Here is an 18,098-nt window from a genome sequence, read left to right as displayed (position 1 = left end):
AAACAAGCGCTTCCGTTATGGGTAGCGCTTGTTTTTTGGTATATTAATGACGTAGGAATACACAATAATTTCACATTTCGTTCATAAGTTTGAACAAGCAATGAACGGAGGTGCGATACAATAGACATGATGAATCATGTCTAGAGAGGAGGGGAAAGATGAGGTTCGATAGTATTGATGCGCGAAAGTCGCTCACGGAACGACAATACGTCGATACGCTCGTCGTCCCGCTCGTCGAACTCGCGTTCGACGAGGAGATGGTCCGTAAAGCTGAAGGGAACGAGGTCATCCAGGCGGTGGCGCTCGAGACGGAACGACAGCTCTCTGGACGAACGATGCTCTGCCCGACGCTTAGTTACGTCGACGTGGAAACCGGCTCTTTACTTGCGGAGACCGTCCTCGAGAGAGCGACGGCGTCGGGTTTCTCTCACGTGTTGTTCATCTCTTCAGACGTCCGCTTCAAAGCGTTCGATTTACCGATCATCTTCGTGCCGCCGTTAGCGTTGAAAGGGATGTCGGGCGAGCAGTCGCACACGATGGTTCAAAATTTTGCGACACAAGTCATCACAGAGCTTTCTGCCCGTTGGATGGCGACATGAAGCGGTTGACGTAGAGGTTTTATTGATATACTATTTTGTTGAGTGAGAAATTTTTGTGAAGAATGCATAAAGAATTATGGGGTTATGCACACGAATGAGGGGGGAACGAAATGGTTCAAAAAGGGTCAAAAGTCACGCGCCGTCAGTTCTTAACGTACACACTGACTGGAGTAGGTGGCTTTATGGCGGCAACATTGATCAGTCCGATGGTCAACTTTGCAATCGATCCGGTACTTAAAAGATCGGATGCGGGTGACAAAGTTCGAGTGATGAGTCTCGATGACATCACGACTGAGCCGCAACGTGTCGACTTTAAAAAACAAACGCAAGATGCATGGTATGAGTTCGAAGAGACGCTCTCAGCATGGGTCTTCAAAGATGAGAGCGGAGAGGTGATCGCCTTGTCTCCGATCTGTACGCACCTCGGCTGTCAAGTAGGATACGGCGGCGATCCGACGCGTCCAACAGAATTTTTCTGCCCGTGCCACTTCGGTCGTTATACGAAGGACGGGACGAACATTCCAGGTACGCCTCCGACATCACCACTTGCCCGTTATGAAAAAGAAGAAAAAGACGGATTCCTATACTTGGGCAGTCCGGTCATACAGTTGTGAGAGGGGGAATAGCCGATGTTACAAAAAATTTATGATTGGGTCGATGAACGCGTCGACATCACGCCGTTATGGCGCGACATCGCTGACCATGAAGTACCAGAACACGTCAACCCTGCCCATCACTTTTCAGCATTTGTCTATTGCTTCGGCGGTTTGACGTTCTTTACGATCGTGATTCAAATCTTGTCAGGGATGTTCTTGACGATGTATTACGTACCTGACATCATCAACGCGCACGCGTCGGTCTACTACTTACAAAACGAGATCGCACACGGTCAAATCGTCCGTGGGATGCATCACTGGGGCGCATCGGTTGCGATCGTCATGTTGTTCTTGCATACGCTCCGCGTATTCTTTACAGGCTCTTATAAAAAGCCGCGCGAACTCAACTGGGTCGTCGGCGTCTTGCTCTTCTTCGTCGTCTTGGCGCTCGGTCTCACAGGTTACTTGTTGCCTTGGGATATGAAAGCGTTGTTCGCGACGAAAGTTACGCTTCAGATTGCTGAGAGTGTCCCGGTCATCGGTGGCATCGCCAAAACGCTTCTCGCCGGTGGTGAGATCGTCGGCGCCCGGACGCTCACGAACTTCTTCGCCATTCACGTCTTCTTCTTACCGGCGGCCTTGTTCGGACTCCTTGGGGCTCACTTCTTGATGATTCGTAAACAAGGAATATCTGGACCGCTTTAAGCCGATTCGAAGACAAAAAGGAGGAGAAACGATATGCATCGCGGTAAAGGGATGAAATTTGTGACCGACTCTCGAGTAGGAATCTCGAATCGGAAACAGAACATTGCAAAAGACTATTCAGAATACCCAGGACGCACAGAAGCGTTTTGGCCGAACTTCTTGCTTAAAGAGTGGATGGTCGGATCAGTCTTCTTGATCGGATTCATTGCTTTGACGATTGTTAAAGCTGCGCCACTTCAAAACATCGCTGATGCGACGAACACGTCATATATTCCGCTTCCGGACTGGTATTTCTTGTTCTTGTATCAATTGCTCAAATATCAGTTTGCAGCAGGGGATTGGATTTTACTCGGTACGGTCATCATGCCGGGAATCGCCTTCACGGCGCTTTTGATTGCACCATGGCTTGACCAAGGGCTCGAGCGCCGACCGGCGAGACGCCCAGTCTCGACAACGTTCATGTTGCTTGGTATCCTTTCAATCGTCTACTTGACGTGGGAGTCGGTACAAACGACGCACTGGGACCAAGTCCATGAGCAAGGTATCCTTGTCGTCCCGGGTGAAGGCCCAGAGATTGACACGGCGGCCCCGGGTTATGAAATCTATGCGGCCCAATCATGTGTCAACTGTCACGGTCAAAACCTAGAAGGTGGCGCTGCAGCCCCACCGCTCGTCGGTACGACTTACTCGGCAGAAGAGATTGCCGAAATCTCTGTGAACGGGATTGGCGCGATGCCAGCCGGTCAATGGGACGGTTCGGATGAAGATCTTCAAGCTATGGCTGAATTCATCGCTTCATACGGTGAAGGCGGCGAAAACAACCAGTAATCCAACGCGTGCGGTCCAATTGGGCCGCGCGTTTTTACTTTCCCTTCGGCTCGCGCTACAATAAGGAAAAAAGGACGGTTTGAACATGTTACATAACGTTTGGTATCCTTTCTTGAGACATAAAACAGTGCTCAGCGTGTTGTTCGTCATCAACTTGCTCGGTACGATTTACGGTTACATCTGGTACGAGCCACAACTGCGGGATACGCCGCTCATCTACTGGCCGTTCGTGCCGGATAGTCCGACGGCTTCGCTCTTCTTCACGGTCGTGCTCGGTCTTTGGATTTTCGGCAAGCGATCGCCACTCCTAGAGACGCTCGCCTTCATTACTTTAATCAAATACGGTGTCTGGGCCGTCGTCATGAACGTCTTGTTTTTACGGACGCTCGGTAGTGATGCCGACACGTTCACGGTGCTCATGGCACTCATGCTCATGGTGTCGCACGGCGCCATGGCCGTCCAGGCGCTCCTTTACGCCCCGTTCATGACGTGGACGATACGCTCGTTCGTGTTGACGCTCGTTTGGGTCATCCATAACGACGTCGTCGATTATGTGCTCGGCCAATGGCCACGTTACCCCGCGCTCGCCGAACATATCATGTGGATCGGATACGGGTCGTTTTGGCTGACAGGATTGTGTTTTTTGGTGGGATATGTGCTCGTCCTACGCACTTCACTTGATAATAAGGTCATGAGAATGTAAAATTGAACTATCAAATACACGCAGAGGTGATATGGAAAATGTCATTAGGTGGTTATATTTTCTATCTTGCACTGATTATGCTCATCCCGCTATGGGCTCAGATGCGAGTGAAAAGTACGTATAAGAAATTTTTACAGCAACGCCTCCAAAGCGGTGTCACCGGCGCGCAAGTCGCAGACTTCATCATGAAGCAAAACGGTGTCAACGATGTGCGCATCGAGATGGTCGACGGACTGATGAGCGACCATTACGACCCGGTCAACAAAGTCGTCCGCTTGTCACGTGAAGTGTATCAAGGCTCGACGATCTCGTCAGCAGCCATCGCGGCGCACGAGATCGGGCACGTCATCCAAGATGCGACCGACTATAAGATGATGCGCGTCCGCCATCGTCTCGTCCCGGTCGTCAACATCACGTCGAACTTGTCGTTCCCACTCCTCCTCGGCGGATTCTTGTTAGGTGCCTTAGGACTCGCTCAGCTCGGTGTCATCATGATGCTCGGTGCGGTCGTGTTCCAACTCGTGACGCTTCCGGTCGAGTTCGATGCCTCGAAACGGGCGATGGCCGAATTGACGAGCCACGGGATCGTCACGGCGAACGAAGAGTCAGGCGCACGAAAAGTGCTCAACGCCGCAGCTTGGACATATGTCGCCGCCACGCTCGTCGCGGTCGCGGAACTCATCCGTTTGGCGCTCATCGTCTTCATGCCACGTGATGAGTAGAATCATCAGTCCCGTCCACGTGACGGGATTTTTTCATTTCGCTTTCGAAAGGAGCAACCGATGCATCAACCACAATTGACGACAGCGGGGCGCCACCGCTTGCAGGAACAGCTCGAGACGCTGCGAGGCGACAGCCGGCGCGAGGCGCTCGAACGCGTCAAGGCGGCCCGGAAGTTCTGTGATTTTCGAGAAGACGTGACGTATATGGACGCGGTCCGGGAACAAGCGCGGATCGAGTCAAAGATCGTCGAACTCGAGCGGCTACTCGCTCATGCCGTCATCGTCGAGACGGGCCGCTCAGACGTCGTCGCGTTCGGCAGCCGCGTCGTCATCCGCGAGATACCCGGTGGGGATGAAGAGACGTACCGCATCGTCGGTGAACACGAAGCCGATTTGGCGAAAGACACGATTGCCGACACATCGCCGCTCGGTAGCGGGTTAATCGGGGGCGTCGTCGGCCAAACCGTTTCAATCGTTTCACCGGGCGGGAGGCTCGACTTTGAGATCGTTCGAATCGAACGATGACGAGGCGAACAACCGTTAAAAAACAAGCCACCGGCAGCGAGTTCGCTGCCGGTGGCTTGTTTGATGTCTCTGAGGTTTCGATTACTTCAGTGGGACCCGATTCTCGTCGAACGTGAAGCCTTCCCCGCCGACCTCGTACACGTGATGGAACGTGACGAAGGCGTGCGGGTCGATCTGTTTGACGATCGTCTTCAGGCGGTTGACCTCGTTGCGACCGACGACGACATAGAGCACCTCGAGCTCTTTGTTCGAGTAGCCACCTTTGGCGATGAGGCGTGTCGTCCCACGATTCATCGTCGCGTGGATGCCGTCAGCGATCGCCGTCCAATGGTCGCTGATGATCATCGCGGCCTTGCCGGCGTACGTTCCTTCCTGCATCGAATCGATGACGCGAGCCCCGACATAGACGGCGAGGAGCGTGTACATCGCCTCGCGGATGTCGAGATACGTCAAACTGAGGACGATGACGAAGAAGTCGAAGACGAGGAACGTCTTCCCGATTGACCATCCGACATAGCGCTGGACGAGGCGGGCGATGATGTCGACGCCGCCGGTCGTGCCGCCTTATTGAAGATGATGCCGAGGCCGACGCCGATGAAGAGCCCGGCGAACAAGCTCGCGAGCACCATGTCGTCGGTCAAATCGATGACGAGGTTCGAGTACTTGGCGACGAGCGCGTACCAGAGCGAGAAACTGAACGTCCCGATGAGCGTATAGATGAACGTCGTCCGCCCGAGCAGCTTATAACTGACGAAGAAGAGCGGGATGTTGAGCGCCAAGTTCGTGATCGAGGGCGACCAGTCGAACAAGCCGCGCAGAATCAACGTGATCCCGGTGAAGCCACCTTCGGCCAAATTGTTTTGTACGTTGAAGTGATACACCCCGAACGCAAAAATGAAAGAACCAATTAAGATAAAGATAATATTGCGAAAACGAATCGGTAACTGGACCGTCATTTCGTTCACCTCCCATTTCCTAGAGTACTCGAAAAACCTCTCGATTGCCTACCCTCTACATATGACATTCGCGGAGGAGTCCGATATACTTTTCACAGAAGAGGTGATTGATTATGAAAATAGTAGCAATCGGGGCCCATCCGGACGATATCGAGATCGGTATCGCCGGGATGACGGCCCAATGGAGACGCGACGGCATCGAGGTCGTCTATGTCGATTTGACGCGGGCCGAGCTGTCCTCGAACGGGGACGTCGACACGCGCGCCGTCGAGGCGGGATACGCCGACGACGTGCTCGGGGTTCGTCGCCTCAATCTCGGGTTCCCGGACCGTGGACTGACCGGGGACGAAATCCAAATCGAGACGCTCGTCCGGTTGATTCGGACCGAGCGTCCGACGCATGTCTTGTATCCGTACGGCGTCGACCGTCATCCCGACCATCGGGCCTGTGCCCGGCTCGTCGAGGAGGCGCTCTTTAACGCCGGGATTCGTAAATACTTACCGGACGTGCCGGCGTATCGACCGGACAGCGTCTATCAATATATGATTAACGCGCTCGAGACGCCTGACGTCTGCATCGACATCAGCGAGACGATGGAGACGAAGCTGCGTGCCTTGTCTGCGTATGAGAGCCAATTCATGCCCGTCGACGGCGTCCGCACCCCGCTCACAGATGAATACATCGAGCGCGTGCGGGCCCGGGAGCGGCATTTCGGCAGTTTAATCGGGACGACGTACGCCGAAGGCTTGATGACCGTCAAGCCTTACGCCGTCAGGAAGGCGGGTGGGCTCGCATGAAGCTCCGGATTGGTGTCCTCTGTTATCCATCGGTCGGGGGTCGGGGATTCTCGCCACCGAGCTCGGGATGAAGCTCGCCGACCGCGGCCATGACGTCCATTTCATCACGTCGAGCATCCCGTTCCGATTGAACGCGTATCATCCGAACATCACGTTCCATCAGGTCGAGATCAATCAATATTCGGTGTTTCGCTATCCACCGTACGACATTACGCTCGCCTCGAAGATCGCGAGCGTCATCCAGGCGTTCGGTCTCGACGTCATCCATGCGCATTACGCCGTGCCGCACGCCGTCTGTGCCGCGCTCGGGCGCGAGATGGCCGGGACGAACATCCCGATCGTCTCGACGCTACACGGGACCGATATTACCGTCCTCGGGGAGGATGAGGAGCTGAAACCGGCCATCCTATACGGGCTTCGGCAATCGAACGCCATCACGGCCGTGTCCGATAGCCTGCGGCAAGAGACGCTCGAACGGATCGGGTCCGACTTGTCGATTGACGTCATCCATAACTTCATCGACGAGTCGGTGTACCGTCCGCTCGATGATTCGTCACTTCGGGAACGTTACGGCTTGACCGAATCGGACCATGTCGTCATCCACGTCTCGAACTTCCGCCATGTGAAACGGATCGATCTCGTCCTCGAAGCATTCGACCGGATGGACGTGCCGGATAAGAAACTGCTCCTCGTCGGGGACGGCCCGCTCATGGGGGCGATGCGCCGCCAAGTGAGCGAGTTGTCGCTCGAGCAAGACGTCATCTTCGCCGGGAAGCAAGAACAAGTCGCGGAACTGTTAGCGATCAGTGACGTGCACGTCCTGTTATCGGATAAAGAGGCGTTCGGTCTCGTCGCGCTCGAGGCGATGGCGACGGGCATCCCGTCGGTCGTCTCGGACGCCGGCGGCTTGCCGGAAGTGATCACCGATGGGGCGGAAGGGTTCGTCGTCGCCCGTGGTGACGTCGCCGGGGCGACAAAAGCGCTCGAGAACATCTTGCTCGACAAGGCGCTACAGATGCGGTTACGGGAAAACGGGTTGAAACGGGCCAAACAGTTCGCTTCGGCCGATATCGTGTCCGCCTACGAATCACTTTATGAACGGGTGGTGCGCGTATGACAGAGTGGGAATACGCAAAACAGATTATCGAAACGATTAACGCCCGCGGCGGCGAGGCGTATATTGTCGGCGGCGCCGTCCGGGATTATATGCTCGGACATTTGCCGGACGACATCGACATCGCGACGTCGCTCTTCCCGGACGAGGTGCTCGCGCTCTTCCCGAAGGCGGTGCCGACCGGGATTGACCACGGGACGGTGACGGTCATCTTAGACCATCACCCGTTCGAAGTGACGACGTTCCGCTCGGAAGGTACGTACTCCGACTCGCGTCGCCCCGACAACGTCGCCCTCGGCGTCTCACTCGAGGAGGATTTGCTCCGACGCGATTTCACGATGAACGCGATGGCGTTCCACGACGGCAACGTCGTCGACTTGTTCGGCGGACGGCTCGACCTCGAAGCGAAAGTCATCCGAACTGTCGGGAGCCCGTACGAACGGTTCGACGAGGACGCCCTCCGCATCATGCGGGCGTTCCGTTTTATGGCCCAGCTCGACTTCACACTCGACGAGGAACTCGTCCGCGCAGCCTCGGCGCTCGGGCACAAGCTTCGCCATATCGCCATGGAGCGCATCGCCATCGAGTTCGAGAAGCTGATGGCGGGTCCGGCCTATAAGCGGGCGCTCTCGTCGCTCATGGCGGCCGGGATTCATGCCCACTTGCCGGATATGGATCGCCATCTCTTGGAAAAGGTCATCGACGACGACCGGAGACCGGTCAACGCGCTTGGCGGCTGGGCGCTCTTCCTTCACCATGTCGGTGACGCGAACTGGCTCATCGCCTGGAAACGCTCGAACGCGACCAAACGGGAGGCGACTCGCCTGGCCGAACTACTTGAGACCGGTCTCGACACGTTTGCCGTCTACGATACGCCTGTCGCGACGCTCGACACATATTTACAGATGGTAGGACGGACCGAGCAAGCGAGCGATTTGAAACGACAACTTCCGATTCAGCACCGGAGCGAACTTCGCTTCAATGGGCGTGACGCCATCGCCATCGGGGCGAAAGGCGCGACGATTAAACAGTTACTTGCCCATCTGGAACGAGTGGTGCTCCACGGCGAGCTCTCGAACGAGGAGACGATTTTACGGAAGGAGGCAGGCGCATGGCTTCGACACGAGGAAAGGTCTTGAGCCTCTTGCAAGACGGGGCGGTTTGGAGCGGGCAGGAGTTGGCCCGGCAATTAAATATTTCACGTACCGCTATTTGGAAGCATATCGAGACGTTAAAACAAGACGGTTACGCGATCGAGACGATTCCACGAAAAGGGTATCAATTGCTTGAGCAGAACGACCGCTTCGATGAGACGGCGTTCGTCTCCGTTCGGCGTGGCCGTTTCGGGCAACACGTTCACGCGTACGACCAAGTCGACACGACGCAACGGATCGCCCACGAGCTCGCTCAACGAGGGGCGGCGGAAGGGACGATTGTCATCAGCGAAGAACAGACGGCCGGCCGCGGACAACTCGGACGACAATGGTACAATCCGAGCCGGGTCAATATTGCGGCGAGCGTCATTTTACGTCCGGACTTGCCGATTCGAGACGCGTCGAAATTAACCCTCATGGCGGCGAGCGCGTTCGCCCGCTCTCTCAACCGTGAAGGGATTGCCGCAACGATCAAATGGCCGAACGACCTGCTCTTGAACGGGAAGAAAATCGGCGGGATTTTGACGGAGATGCAAACCGAGGGCGACCGGATTCAAGCGGTCATCCTCGGCTTCGGCTTCAATGTCAACGGCGAGACGATCCCAGAAGAACTCCTCCATCGGGCGACGTCACTCAAGCGCGAGACGGGCATCGTCCACCGCCGCAGCGAATTGCTCGCTCGTTTGTTAGAAGACCTCGAGAAGGAGTACGATCTGTTCCTTGAGGCGGGCTTCTCCCCGGTTCGTGAACATTGGCTTCACAACGCAGCTTTCATCGATGAGATGATCACGTTGACGACGGGTGGAAGGACGAAGACCGGGGTCATGCGTGGCATCTCGTTTGAAGGTGCGCTCTTACTGGAGACGGGAGCGGAAATCGAACCGATTTACTCTGCTGAAATCGCAGTTTGGAATGATTGAATGAATGCTTGACGTGGTCTATAATGAGTGTGTCGGACGCTATCGCTCGCGAAGTGTACCGGACTGCAGACCGTCACTCACATTTTTGTCTGCCTTGATCATTTTGACAGGGACAGAAGGACACTCAACCCTTGAGTTTGCTTTCGTGCGCCTTCTTGTCGATAAGAAGGCGCTTTTTCTTTCCTGTCTCCCAATTAGGAGGAGAATTTTATGCACACGATGACTTCACTACTCAAAAAGATGAAACAAGAAGAGAAGCTGGTCATGTTGACCGCCTACGACTACCCGTCGGCGAAACTCGCCGAGGCGGCGGGGGTCGACATCATCTTGGTCGGCGATTCGCTCGGGATGGTCGTACTCGGTTACGACTCGACGATTCCTGTGACGACGGCAGATATGATTCATCACGCCAAGGCGGTACGCCGCGGGGCGCGTGACACGTTCGTCGTCGTCGATATGCCGTTTGCGACCTATCACGGTGATTTTGACCGGACGCTCCAAGCCGCGGCGTCCTTGTTCCAGGACGGACAAGCCGACGCCATCAAGCTCGAAGGGGCGGGCGAGGTGCTCGAGACAATCGAGCGGCTGACGAAAGTCGGCATGCCGTGTGTTGCCCATCTCGGCTTGACGCCGCAATCGGTCGGCGTGCTCGAAGGCTATAAAGTACAGGGTAAGTCACTCGAAGATGCCGAGCAATTGATTGCCGATAGTCTCGAGGCTGAGCGCGTCGGTGCGAAGATGCTCGTGTTGGAATGTGTGCCGCACCAGCTCGCGAAGAAGATTGCGGAAGCACTTACAATCCCGGTCATCGGAATCGGTGCCGGTGCCGATGTGGACGGGCAAGTGCTCGTATATCACGACATCTTGAAATACGGAGTCGACCGGCTGCCGAAGTTCGTCGAAGCGTATGCGGATGTAAACGAAGTGGCGACGACGGCAATCCGTCATTATGTCGAGTCGACGAAAGACGGTTCATTCCCGCTCGAGCGGCACACGTTCACGATGGACGAGTCTTTGCTCGACACGCTCTACGGGGGCAAGGCATGAACATCGTCACGACACCGAGCGCGTTACAAACATTGTTGACAGATGTCGGTACAATCGGTTTCGTCCCGACGATGGGCTATTTACATGAAGGGCACCTCAGTCTCGTCGAGGCGGCCAAAGCCGAGAACGATCTCGTCGTCATGAGCATCTTCGTCAACCCGACCCAGTTCGGGCCAAACGAGGACCTTGACCGTTACCCGCGTGACTTTGAGCGAGACGAGGCGCTCGCCCGTGAGGCAGGTGTCGACGTGTTGTTCTATCCGACGACCGAGACGATGTATCCGCTCGATATGGTACGGGTGACGGTACGGACCGGCGCGGACGTCTTATGCGGGGCGAGTCGTCCCGGTCATTTCGATGGCGTCTTGACCGTCGTATCGAAGCTGTTCAATCTCGTCCGTCCGACACGCGCCTATTTCGGATTAAAGGATGCGCAACAAGTCGCTCTAATCGAAGGTTACGTCCGCGACTATTTCGTCCCGGTCGAGATTCGTCGCTGTGCGATTATTCGCGAACCGTCGGGCCTCGCGAAGTCGTCACGGAACGTCTATCTGTCAGACGTAGAAAAAACGGATGCGAGCGAAATCAACCGCGCCTTGACCGATGCGTACGACGCGCTTGAAGACGGCGAGCCGCTCCGAGACGTGATGGCACGACTCGAGGAACGGTTGCAAAACATTCCGAATAGCATGATCGACTATGTCGAAGTGAAAGACTATCCGACGTTGACCGAGGCGACCTCGGCATCGACCGAACTATTGATTGCCGTGGCGGTGCAGTTCGAACGGGCCCGCCTGATTGATAATGTGATTTGGAAGAGAGGATGAATCGAATGATTCGAACATTTATGCACGCGAAACTACACAAGGCGACCGTCACCGAGGCGAACTTGCATTACGTCGGCTCCATCACGATCGATGAGGATTTGATGGATGCGGTCGGCATTATGGAAAACGAACATGTGCACATCACGAACAACCATAACGGGGCCCGCATCGAGACGTACGTCATCAAAGGCGAGCGCGGCTCAGGCGTCATTTGTTTGAACGGGGCCGCAGCGCGACATTTCCAAGTCGGCGATGTCGTCATCATCATGGCGTATGGTCAAATGACGGCGGAAGAAGCGAAAATGCATCGTCCGAAAGTGGCCGTCTTGAACGAACGCAACGAGGTCGACCAATTGCTCTATGAAGAGATTGCACACACAGTATTGTGAAGCGAACGGGGGCGTCTAGTATAGGCGTCCCCGTTTTTTCGTCTTTCGTTCTATGGTAAGATGAGACAGATAGCAAGCACGCGCGTGCCGAAGATGGGATGGATGTTATGGACACTTATGTGATAGTGGATTTAGAGACGACCGGTCATTCCGTTAAATCCGGCGACGAACTGATTGAGTTCGCGGCGGTAGTCGTACAAGGGAGTGAAGTGATTGAGCGCTACAGTACCTTGATTCGACCGAGTCGTCCAATCCCACCCTTTATCACGCAGTTGACGACGATCACCGATGATGATGTGGCGGATGCCCCGACGTTTGAAGAGGTCATTCCCGACATATGGAAGATGTTAGACGGGCGCATCTTCGTCGCCCACAACGTCACGTTTGATTTGAATTTTTTAAATGAAAGTTTGGAGCAGGCCGGGTATATGCGGTTTGAAGGACGGGCCATCGACACGGTCGAACTGGCCCGAATCCTTTACCCGACCCTTGAAAGTCACGCCCTCGAGGCGCTCTCCGGCACGTTCGACCTGGTGCATACGGATGCGCACCGGGCGCTCAGTGATGCCGAGGCTACGGCAGAGCTGTTCATCCGTCAAATCGAACGGCTCCGAGATCTGCCGGTCGTGACGCTCAAACAGCTCCGGCGCTTGTCGGAGTCTTGGACGAGCAACATCGAACCGTTACTCGATGAGTTGATTGTCGAGGTCGGTATTCGTCCGGATGACGAAACGAATTATGACATTCATCGGAAAATCGCGCTTCGCCGTCTGATCGATTCGCACGTCGAAGCCGTCGAACGCGAACCGTTCGAGCCGTTCCTCCATCGGACGATCGAAGAGACGCTTCCGTCATTGTTCCATCAGTTCGAGCCGCGACAAAGCCAGTTCGAGATGATGCGGCACGTCTACAAGGCGCTCGACGACGAGGCGACCTTGTTAGTCGAAGCGGGGACGGGGACAGGGAAGACGCTCGCCTACCTCATCCCGAGTGCACACCATGCCCTCGAGACGAAGCGGCCCGTCGTCGTCAGCACACATACGATTCAATTGCAGGAACAACTGCTCAATCGGGACTTGCCGATTTTACAGGCGATATTCCCGGAAGTGGCGTTCACGCTGTTGAAAGGTCGCCGCAACTACATCGATTTACGGAAGTTCGAGGCGGTCCTCGAGGAAAAGACGGACGGACTGCTCACGGGGATGTGCAAAGCGATGGTGCTCGTCTGGTTGACGGAGACCGAGACGGGCGACCTAGAGGAGCTATCGCTACCTGGAGCGGCCACACAAGGGCCTGCCTCGTTCAAACGGTTGATTCAAGCGGACGCGGCCTCGGAGTTCGGGCGCTTCGACCCATGGTATAGCCGGGACTTCTTCACAAGGGCCGTCTTGCGCTCGAAAGAGGCGGATATCATCGTGACGAACCATGCGCTCTTATTCTCCGACCTTCAGCATCAGGCCGGGATTTTGCCGACCGATACACCGCTCGTCCTTGACGAGGCGCACCAAGTTGAGGAAGTCGCGTCCCATCATTTCGGTGTCACGTTCGATGCGCTCCAATTCGACCGTGTGTTCAAATGGTTCGGGTACGGGGCCGATGGGAAGTTTCACTCACGGTTGTTGCAACTCGCCGATCTGACGTCGGTGTCAGAAGAGACGGAGGCGTTCAGCCGTGACACGGACGTCGCGCTCGCAGGAGTCGACGCGGAGCTCGATGACCTATTGACGGCGCTTTACTCGCTCGGCAAGAAGAAAGAGCCGCGTCAAACAGTGCGCTTTGAACGGGAAGGGAACGCCTTCCAGCCGATTCGGGAAGTGGCGAGACGACTCGAATCGAAACTACGGACATTGCGGATGTCGCTCCGGCAGATGCACCGCCTTCTTGATGAACATAAAGAACATATGACGTTCAAGCAACGGGCCGTCATCGCGGACTTCAAGGCGTTCATCGGGGATGTGCGCGAACTCGAGAGCGTCTTGTTCGAGACGATGCTCGCCCGGGATGACGACTCGGTCAGTTGGGTCGAGCTGAACCTAGCGAATCGAAAGCTGACTTCGGTTTACACGCAACCGGTCGAGATTGGTCCGTTGCTCCACGAGCGGCTGTTCAACAAGCGGCCGACGATTTTGACGTCGGCGACGATGACGGTGTCGGGACGGTTCGGCTTCATCGAGCGTCGGCTCGGGTTAGACGGGGAAGACGTGCGGCGCGTCGTCTTGCCGTCGCCGTTTGATTTCAAACGGCAGGCGAAGCTGTTCGTCCCGTCCGACCTCCCGCTCATCAATGAAGTGCCGCTCCCACAGTTCGTCGAACAGACCGCGGACGCCATCGCAAAGATTGCCAACGTCACAAAAGGGCGCATGCTCGTGTTGTTCACTTCGAACGAACTGCTACGCCTGACGCATGAGGCGGTGAAAGACCAACTTGACGAAGCATATACGCTTCTCGCCCAAGGTGTCAGCGGCGGATCGAGAAGTCGGTTGACGAAGCAGTTCAAGCGCATCGATCAGTCGATTTTGTTCGGTACGGCTAGCTTTTGGGAAGGCGTCGACATCCCAGGCGAGGCGCTCACGTGTCTCATCATCGTCAGGCTACCGTTCGCACCGCCGGACCAGCCCGTCATGCAAGCCCGGGGTGAGAAGATTGAGGCGACCGGAAAATCGTCATTCTTTGAACTGTCCTTGCCACAGTCCGTCATCCGTTTCAAACAAGGGGTCGGCCGGTTGATTCGTTCGAAAGACGACTACGGCGCCATCTTCGTCTTTGACCGCCGTGTCGAGACGACGCGTTACGGCAAGCAATTCCTCAATAGTCTGCCCGCCGTCGACCGAATCGAAGGACCAATCGAGACGGCGCTCGCAGAACTTGAACTTTTTTTGGACGACAAAGCGAAGACCGGCCTAGGAAATGACAGATAACGCTAGGCATGAAGAAGTTATCGTTTTATAATGATGGGTATAGTGTTCGAAGGAGGATGGACCATGAATTCAAATATCGAAACGCTCGCGACCGTTCGCATCGAGCCGACCGCAGACGTCTATAAAATCGTCGACTTGTTGAATCGGACGCTCAAGGGCCAAGATTTAATGTTTGGTTTGGCGTTAGAGAAAAAAGTAAATGATCCGAAGAAAGAAGAGATGGTGTTCACCATCTATCGGACGGAATGACACGTAAGTCAAAAGTAGTGATCGCACTCGTGACGGCACTGATTGGTGTCGTCATCGTCTTTAGTGGTGTGTATTGGTTCACGATCGGCCACACCGAGCGTGTGAAAGATGCCATGATCGGCGAGGCAAGAGAACGTCTTGAGACGGAGCAAGCAGGCGTGACAGTCGATCGGGCGACTCTCTATAACGGCACTGAACCTTACGTCGTCTTCGAGAACGCAGAAAACGTCCTATTCGTTCCGGTCGATGAGGAACAACCGATTGTCGTCCGTGACGTGACGAACGTTGATTTGGATCAAATTTGTAACGATTCACTCGCAGAGACGGGCGGGACACTCGTCAGCTGCACATATGGCTTCGATGAACGTGCCTTAGTCGAAGTGGTGACAAAGGCGAACGCGTCATACACGTATTCATACTATACGCTTCAAACTGGAGAATTTATCCGACGGGTCGAACTGACGGACGCGTCGTTATAAGTAGAGGGGGATCACGATGGAACATCTATTGGCAAAACGAGTTAAACAATTGACGCCGTCGACGACGCTCGCCATCACGGCGAAAGCGAAAGCGCTCAAGGCTTCAGGACAAGACGTCATCGGTCTTGGGGCGGGCGAGCCGGACTTTAACACGCCAGACCGAATCATCGATGCGGCCTGCCGCGCTGCCCGGGAAGGCGATACGAAATATACGCCTTCAGGGGGCACGGTTGCATTGAAAGATGCGATTATCGACAAGACGAAGCGCGACAGTGACCTCGTCTTTGAACGGAACGAGGTCATGGTCGCCTCTGGGGCGAAGCATGCCTTGTATGCCCTGTTCCAAGCGATTCTTGATGAAGGGGACGAAGTCATCATCCCGGTCCCGTACTGGGTCAGTTACCCGGAACAAGTAAAACTCGCGGACGGGGAACCGGTGTACGTCGAGACGACGGAAGAGACGTCGTTCAAATTGACGCCGGCTTCGCTCGAAGCGGCCATCACGGATCGGACGAAAGCGGTCATTTTGAACAGCCCGTCCAACCCGACCGGCATGATCTATACCGAACAGGAACTCGAAGAACTCGCGGACGTCGTCAAACGCCACGATTTGCTCGTCGTCAGCGATGAGATTTACGAGAAGCTCGTCTACGGAGATGACCGGTTCGTCTCGATTGCGACACTTCCGGGTATGCGCGAACGCACAATCATCATCAACGGCGTCTCGAAGTCGCATGCGATGACAGGGTGGCGCATCGGTTATGCGCTCGGTGACCGAACGATTATCGAAGCGATGACGAACCTCGCCTCGCACTCGACGTCGAACCCGACGTCCGTCGCGCAAGCAGCCGCGGTCGAAGCGTATAACGGGCCGCAAGATGACGTTGAGATGATGCGTGTCTCGTTCGAGGAACGCCTCGACATCGTCTATAACCGATTGATTCAAATTCCAGGAATCACATGTTTGAAACCACAAGGTGCATTTTACTTATACGCCAACGCCAAAGAAGCGGCATCGATGAGCGGATACGACTCGGTCGACGCTTGGTGCGAGGCTGTCCTCGGTGAAGCGTTCGTCGCGCTCGTCCCGGGCTCTGGCTTCGGTCAAGACGATTACGTACGACTCTCCTATGCGACGGAGTTAAAGCGAGTATTAGAAGCGCTCGATCGAGTGGAAGCTTTCATTAAAGAGAACGCTCGATAAGCGAAAGGATGGAAACGACAATGACAACTATTTCAATCAACCAATTTAAAGATTACGAAGGACAGACGGTCCGCGTCGGTGCATGGATTGCCAATAAACGTTCGAGCGGGAAAATCGCGTTCCTTCAGCTCCGGGACGGGAGCGGGTTCGCCCAAGCCGTCGTCGTCAAAGCCGATGTGGCCGAAGAGCTGTTCGCACTCGCCAAAGGTGTGACGCAAGAGACATCGGTCTGGGTGACAGGGAACGTCAAGTCAGACGGTGGCCGCACGCCGCTCGGTTTTGAACTTGAAGTGTCAGACATGGAAGTGATCGCCGAGTCGGTCGATTACCCGATCACGCCGAAAGAGCATGGGACGGAGTTTTTGATGGACAACCGTCACCTCTGGCTCCGTTCGCGTCGCCAGCACGCGATCATGAAAGTACGGAACGAATTGATTCGGGCGACGTATGAGTTCTACAACCAAGAAGGATTCGTCAAAATCGACCCGCCGATCATCACGTCAAGCGCGCCGGAAGGGACGACGGAGTTGTTCGAAACGGACTATTTCGGTCAACCGGCATACTTGTCTCAGACAGGACAACTATACATGGAAGCCGCGGCAATGGCGCTTGGAAAAGTCTTCTCGTTCGGCCCGACGTTCCGCGCCGAGAAATCGAAGACACGTCGTCACTTAATCGAGTTCTGGATGATCGAGCCTGAGATGGCGTTCTTCGATCATGATATGAGTCTCGACCTTCAAGAGCGTTACGTCTCGTATTTGGCGAAGTCGGCACTTGAGAACTGCCGCAACGAGCTCGAACTGCTCGGGCGCGACTTGGAGAAGCTTGAGAAAGTTCAAGCACCGTTCCCACGCATCCGTTATGCGGACGCAATCACGTTCCTAAAAGCCGAAGGATTCGATGATATCGAGTATGGCGACGATTTCGGTGCACCGCACGAGACGGCCATCGCGAACGCACATGACAAGCCGGTATTCATCACGCACTGGCCTAAAGAGATTAAGCCGTTCTATATGAAAGTCGACCCGGAGAACCCGGATCTCGTCCTCTGTGCCGATTTGATCGCACCGGAAGGGTACGGAGAAATTATCGGCGGTTCACAGCGTGAAGACGACTATGACCGCTTGAAAGAAGAAATCATCAAAGAAGGCCTCGATGAGACGGACGCGTACGACTGGTATCTCGAGCTCCGGAAGTACGGTTCAGTGCCGCACTCAGGTTTCGGACTCGGTCTCGAGCGCACCGTCGCTTGGATTAGCGGAATCGAGCATATCCGCGAAGCGATTCCGTTCCCACGTCTTTTGAACCGGATTCACCCATAATAATCGCCGAATCGGGGATGACGTTTGACGTCTTCCCCGATTGA

Annotated in this window: 19 protein-coding genes and 1 pseudogene; 19 read left to right on the top strand and 1 reads right to left on the bottom strand. The window is 55.3% G+C overall.

Annotation, left to right across the window (positions count from 1 at the left end; genetic code table 11):
* Positions 1–158 precede the first annotated feature (158 nt).
* From DI14_RS12710 to DI14_RS12680, 7 genes are all read left to right on the top strand, one after another.
* Positions 159–599 (top strand): DUF2487 family protein, encoded by a 441-nt coding sequence (locus DI14_RS12710; protein WP_034809142.1) that lies wholly within the window; start codon positions 159–161, stop codon positions 597–599.
* Positions 600–709: 110 nt separating this feature from the next.
* Entirely contained in the window at positions 710–1,213 is a 504-nt protein-coding gene (locus DI14_RS12705) for a ubiquinol-cytochrome c reductase iron-sulfur subunit (RefSeq protein WP_034809140.1), read from the top strand.
* A gap of 15 nt (positions 1,214–1,228) precedes the next feature.
* Positions 1,229–1,900, top strand: coding sequence for a menaquinol-cytochrome c reductase cytochrome b subunit (gene qcrB, locus DI14_RS12700; protein WP_021067209.1), 672 nt, complete (start codon positions 1,229–1,231; stop codon positions 1,898–1,900).
* 33 nt (positions 1,901–1,933) lie between these two features.
* On the top strand, positions 1,934–2,728 hold the full coding sequence (locus tag DI14_RS12695; RefSeq protein WP_034809138.1) for a menaquinol-cytochrome c reductase cytochrome b/c subunit: 795 nt from the start codon (positions 1,934–1,936) through the stop codon (positions 2,726–2,728).
* An 85-nt stretch (positions 2,729–2,813) separates the two neighbouring features.
* Positions 2,814–3,431 carry a DUF1405 domain-containing protein gene (locus DI14_RS12690; protein ID WP_034809135.1) on the top strand — a complete coding sequence of 206 codons (618 nt, stop codon included), beginning with the start codon at positions 2,814–2,816 and terminating at the stop codon, positions 3,429–3,431.
* A gap of 38 nt (positions 3,432–3,469) precedes the next feature.
* Positions 3,470–4,153: a zinc metallopeptidase gene (locus tag DI14_RS12685; RefSeq protein ID WP_034809132.1), complete on the top strand. Its 684-nt coding sequence runs from the start codon at positions 3,470–3,472 to the stop codon at positions 4,151–4,153.
* A gap of 60 nt (positions 4,154–4,213) precedes the next feature.
* Entirely contained in the window at positions 4,214–4,678 is a 465-nt protein-coding gene (locus tag DI14_RS12680; protein ID WP_034809129.1) for a transcription elongation factor GreA, read from the top strand.
* An 81-nt stretch (positions 4,679–4,759) separates the two neighbouring features.
* Here DI14_RS12680 and DI14_RS12675 read toward each other — a convergent pair.
* Positions 4,760–5,634: pseudogene (locus tag DI14_RS12675) on the bottom strand (YitT family protein).
* Positions 5,635–5,747: 113 nt separating this feature from the next.
* Here DI14_RS12675 and bshB1 point away from each other — a divergent pair.
* The 12 genes from bshB1 (at position 5,748) to asnS (ending at position 18,054) form a co-directional block, all read left to right on the top strand.
* Entirely contained in the window at positions 5,748–6,431 is a 684-nt protein-coding gene (bshB1, locus tag DI14_RS12670; RefSeq protein ID WP_034809126.1) for a bacillithiol biosynthesis deacetylase BshB1, read from the top strand.
* Positions 6,418–7,548 carry an N-acetyl-alpha-D-glucosaminyl L-malate synthase BshA gene (gene bshA, locus DI14_RS12665; RefSeq protein WP_369792719.1) on the top strand — a complete coding sequence of 377 codons (1,131 nt, stop codon included), beginning with the start codon at positions 6,418–6,420 and terminating at the stop codon, positions 7,546–7,548. The genes bshB1 and bshA overlap by 14 nt, the downstream gene beginning before the upstream one ends.
* The gene (locus tag DI14_RS12660) at positions 7,545–8,684 is read left to right on the top strand and encodes a CCA tRNA nucleotidyltransferase (RefSeq protein ID WP_034809123.1); all 1,140 of its coding nucleotides are present in this window, start codon (positions 7,545–7,547) and stop codon (positions 8,682–8,684) included. The genes bshA and DI14_RS12660 overlap by 4 nt, the downstream gene beginning before the upstream one ends.
* Complete coding sequence (locus DI14_RS12655) at positions 8,657–9,619, top strand: biotin--[acetyl-CoA-carboxylase] ligase (protein WP_034809121.1); 963 nt, start codon at positions 8,657–8,659, stop codon at positions 9,617–9,619. Before DI14_RS12660 ends, DI14_RS12655 begins: the two co-directional genes overlap by 28 nt.
* A 210-nt stretch (positions 9,620–9,829) precedes the next feature.
* Positions 9,830–10,666 carry a 3-methyl-2-oxobutanoate hydroxymethyltransferase gene (gene panB / locus DI14_RS12650; protein ID WP_034809119.1) on the top strand — a complete coding sequence of 279 codons (837 nt, stop codon included), beginning with the start codon at positions 9,830–9,832 and terminating at the stop codon, positions 10,664–10,666.
* On the top strand, positions 10,663–11,493 hold the full coding sequence (panC, locus tag DI14_RS12645; protein ID WP_034809116.1) for a pantoate--beta-alanine ligase: 831 nt from the start codon (positions 10,663–10,665) through the stop codon (positions 11,491–11,493). The genes panB and panC overlap by 4 nt, the downstream gene beginning before the upstream one ends.
* 5 nt (positions 11,494–11,498) lie before the next feature.
* Positions 11,499–11,882 (top strand): aspartate 1-decarboxylase, encoded by a 384-nt coding sequence (gene panD, locus DI14_RS12640; protein WP_034809114.1) that lies wholly within the window; start codon positions 11,499–11,501, stop codon positions 11,880–11,882.
* 107 nt (positions 11,883–11,989) lie between these two features.
* On the top strand, positions 11,990–14,800 hold the full coding sequence (gene dinG / locus DI14_RS12635; RefSeq protein ID WP_051622725.1) for an ATP-dependent DNA helicase DinG: 2,811 nt from the start codon (positions 11,990–11,992) through the stop codon (positions 14,798–14,800).
* Positions 14,801–14,863: 63 nt separating this feature from the next.
* Positions 14,864–15,049, top strand: coding sequence for a YpmA family protein (locus DI14_RS12630; protein WP_021067223.1), 186 nt, complete (start codon positions 14,864–14,866; stop codon positions 15,047–15,049).
* Entirely contained in the window at positions 15,046–15,528 is a 483-nt protein-coding gene (locus tag DI14_RS12625) for a hypothetical protein (RefSeq protein WP_034809109.1), read from the top strand. Before DI14_RS12630 ends, DI14_RS12625 begins: the two co-directional genes overlap by 4 nt.
* Positions 15,529–15,544: 16 nt before the next feature.
* A complete protein-coding gene (locus tag DI14_RS12620; protein WP_034809106.1) occupies positions 15,545–16,732 on the top strand; it encodes a pyridoxal phosphate-dependent aminotransferase in 1,188 nt (395 codons plus the stop codon).
* Between the two features lie 20 nt (positions 16,733–16,752).
* A complete protein-coding gene (asnS, locus tag DI14_RS12615) occupies positions 16,753–18,054 on the top strand; it encodes an asparagine--tRNA ligase (RefSeq protein ID WP_034809104.1) in 1,302 nt (433 codons plus the stop codon).
* Positions 18,055–18,098: the final 44 nt, after the last annotated feature.

The sequence above is a fragment of the Exiguobacterium sp. AB2 genome, assembly GCF_000696055.1.
Lineage (GTDB): Bacteria > Bacillota > Bacilli > Exiguobacteriales > Exiguobacteriaceae > Exiguobacterium > Exiguobacterium alkaliphilum.
This window is presented reverse-complemented; position numbering and strand designations above follow the sequence as displayed.

Excerpts from the sequence above, each read along its gene's own strand:
- DI14_RS12680 (WP_034809129.1), top strand. The coding sequence starts at position 4,214 with ATGCATCAACCACAATTGACGACAGCGGGGCGCCACCGCTTGCAGGAA.
- DI14_RS12690 (WP_034809135.1), top strand. The coding sequence starts at position 2,814 with ATGTTACATAACGTTTGGTATCCTTTCTTGAGACATAAAACAGTGCTC.
- panC (WP_034809116.1), top strand. The coding sequence starts at position 10,663 with ATGAACATCGTCACGACACCGAGCGCGTTACAAACATTGTTGACAGAT.
- panD (WP_034809114.1), top strand. The coding sequence starts at position 11,499 with ATGATTCGAACATTTATGCACGCGAAACTACACAAGGCGACCGTCACC.
- DI14_RS12705 (WP_034809140.1), top strand. The coding sequence starts at position 710 with ATGGTTCAAAAAGGGTCAAAAGTCACGCGCCGTCAGTTCTTAACGTAC.
- DI14_RS12620 (WP_034809106.1), top strand. The coding sequence starts at position 15,545 with ATGGAACATCTATTGGCAAAACGAGTTAAACAATTGACGCCGTCGACG.
- qcrB (WP_021067209.1), top strand. The coding sequence starts at position 1,229 with ATGTTACAAAAAATTTATGATTGGGTCGATGAACGCGTCGACATCACG.
- DI14_RS12630 (WP_021067223.1), top strand. The coding sequence starts at position 14,864 with ATGAATTCAAATATCGAAACGCTCGCGACCGTTCGCATCGAGCCGACC.
- DI14_RS12660 (WP_034809123.1), top strand. The coding sequence starts at position 7,545 with ATGACAGAGTGGGAATACGCAAAACAGATTATCGAAACGATTAACGCC.
- bshB1 (WP_034809126.1), top strand. The coding sequence starts at position 5,748 with ATGAAAATAGTAGCAATCGGGGCCCATCCGGACGATATCGAGATCGGT.
- DI14_RS12685 (WP_034809132.1), top strand. The coding sequence starts at position 3,470 with ATGTCATTAGGTGGTTATATTTTCTATCTTGCACTGATTATGCTCATC.
- asnS (WP_034809104.1), top strand. The coding sequence starts at position 16,753 with ATGACAACTATTTCAATCAACCAATTTAAAGATTACGAAGGACAGACG.
- DI14_RS12625 (WP_034809109.1), top strand. The coding sequence starts at position 15,046 with ATGACACGTAAGTCAAAAGTAGTGATCGCACTCGTGACGGCACTGATT.
- DI14_RS12710 (WP_034809142.1), top strand. The coding sequence starts at position 159 with ATGAGGTTCGATAGTATTGATGCGCGAAAGTCGCTCACGGAACGACAA.
- panB (WP_034809119.1), top strand. The coding sequence starts at position 9,830 with ATGCACACGATGACTTCACTACTCAAAAAGATGAAACAAGAAGAGAAG.
- DI14_RS12655 (WP_034809121.1), top strand. The coding sequence starts at position 8,657 with ATGGCTTCGACACGAGGAAAGGTCTTGAGCCTCTTGCAAGACGGGGCG.
- DI14_RS12695 (WP_034809138.1), top strand. The coding sequence starts at position 1,934 with ATGCATCGCGGTAAAGGGATGAAATTTGTGACCGACTCTCGAGTAGGA.
- dinG (WP_051622725.1), top strand. The coding sequence starts at position 11,990 with ATGGACACTTATGTGATAGTGGATTTAGAGACGACCGGTCATTCCGTT.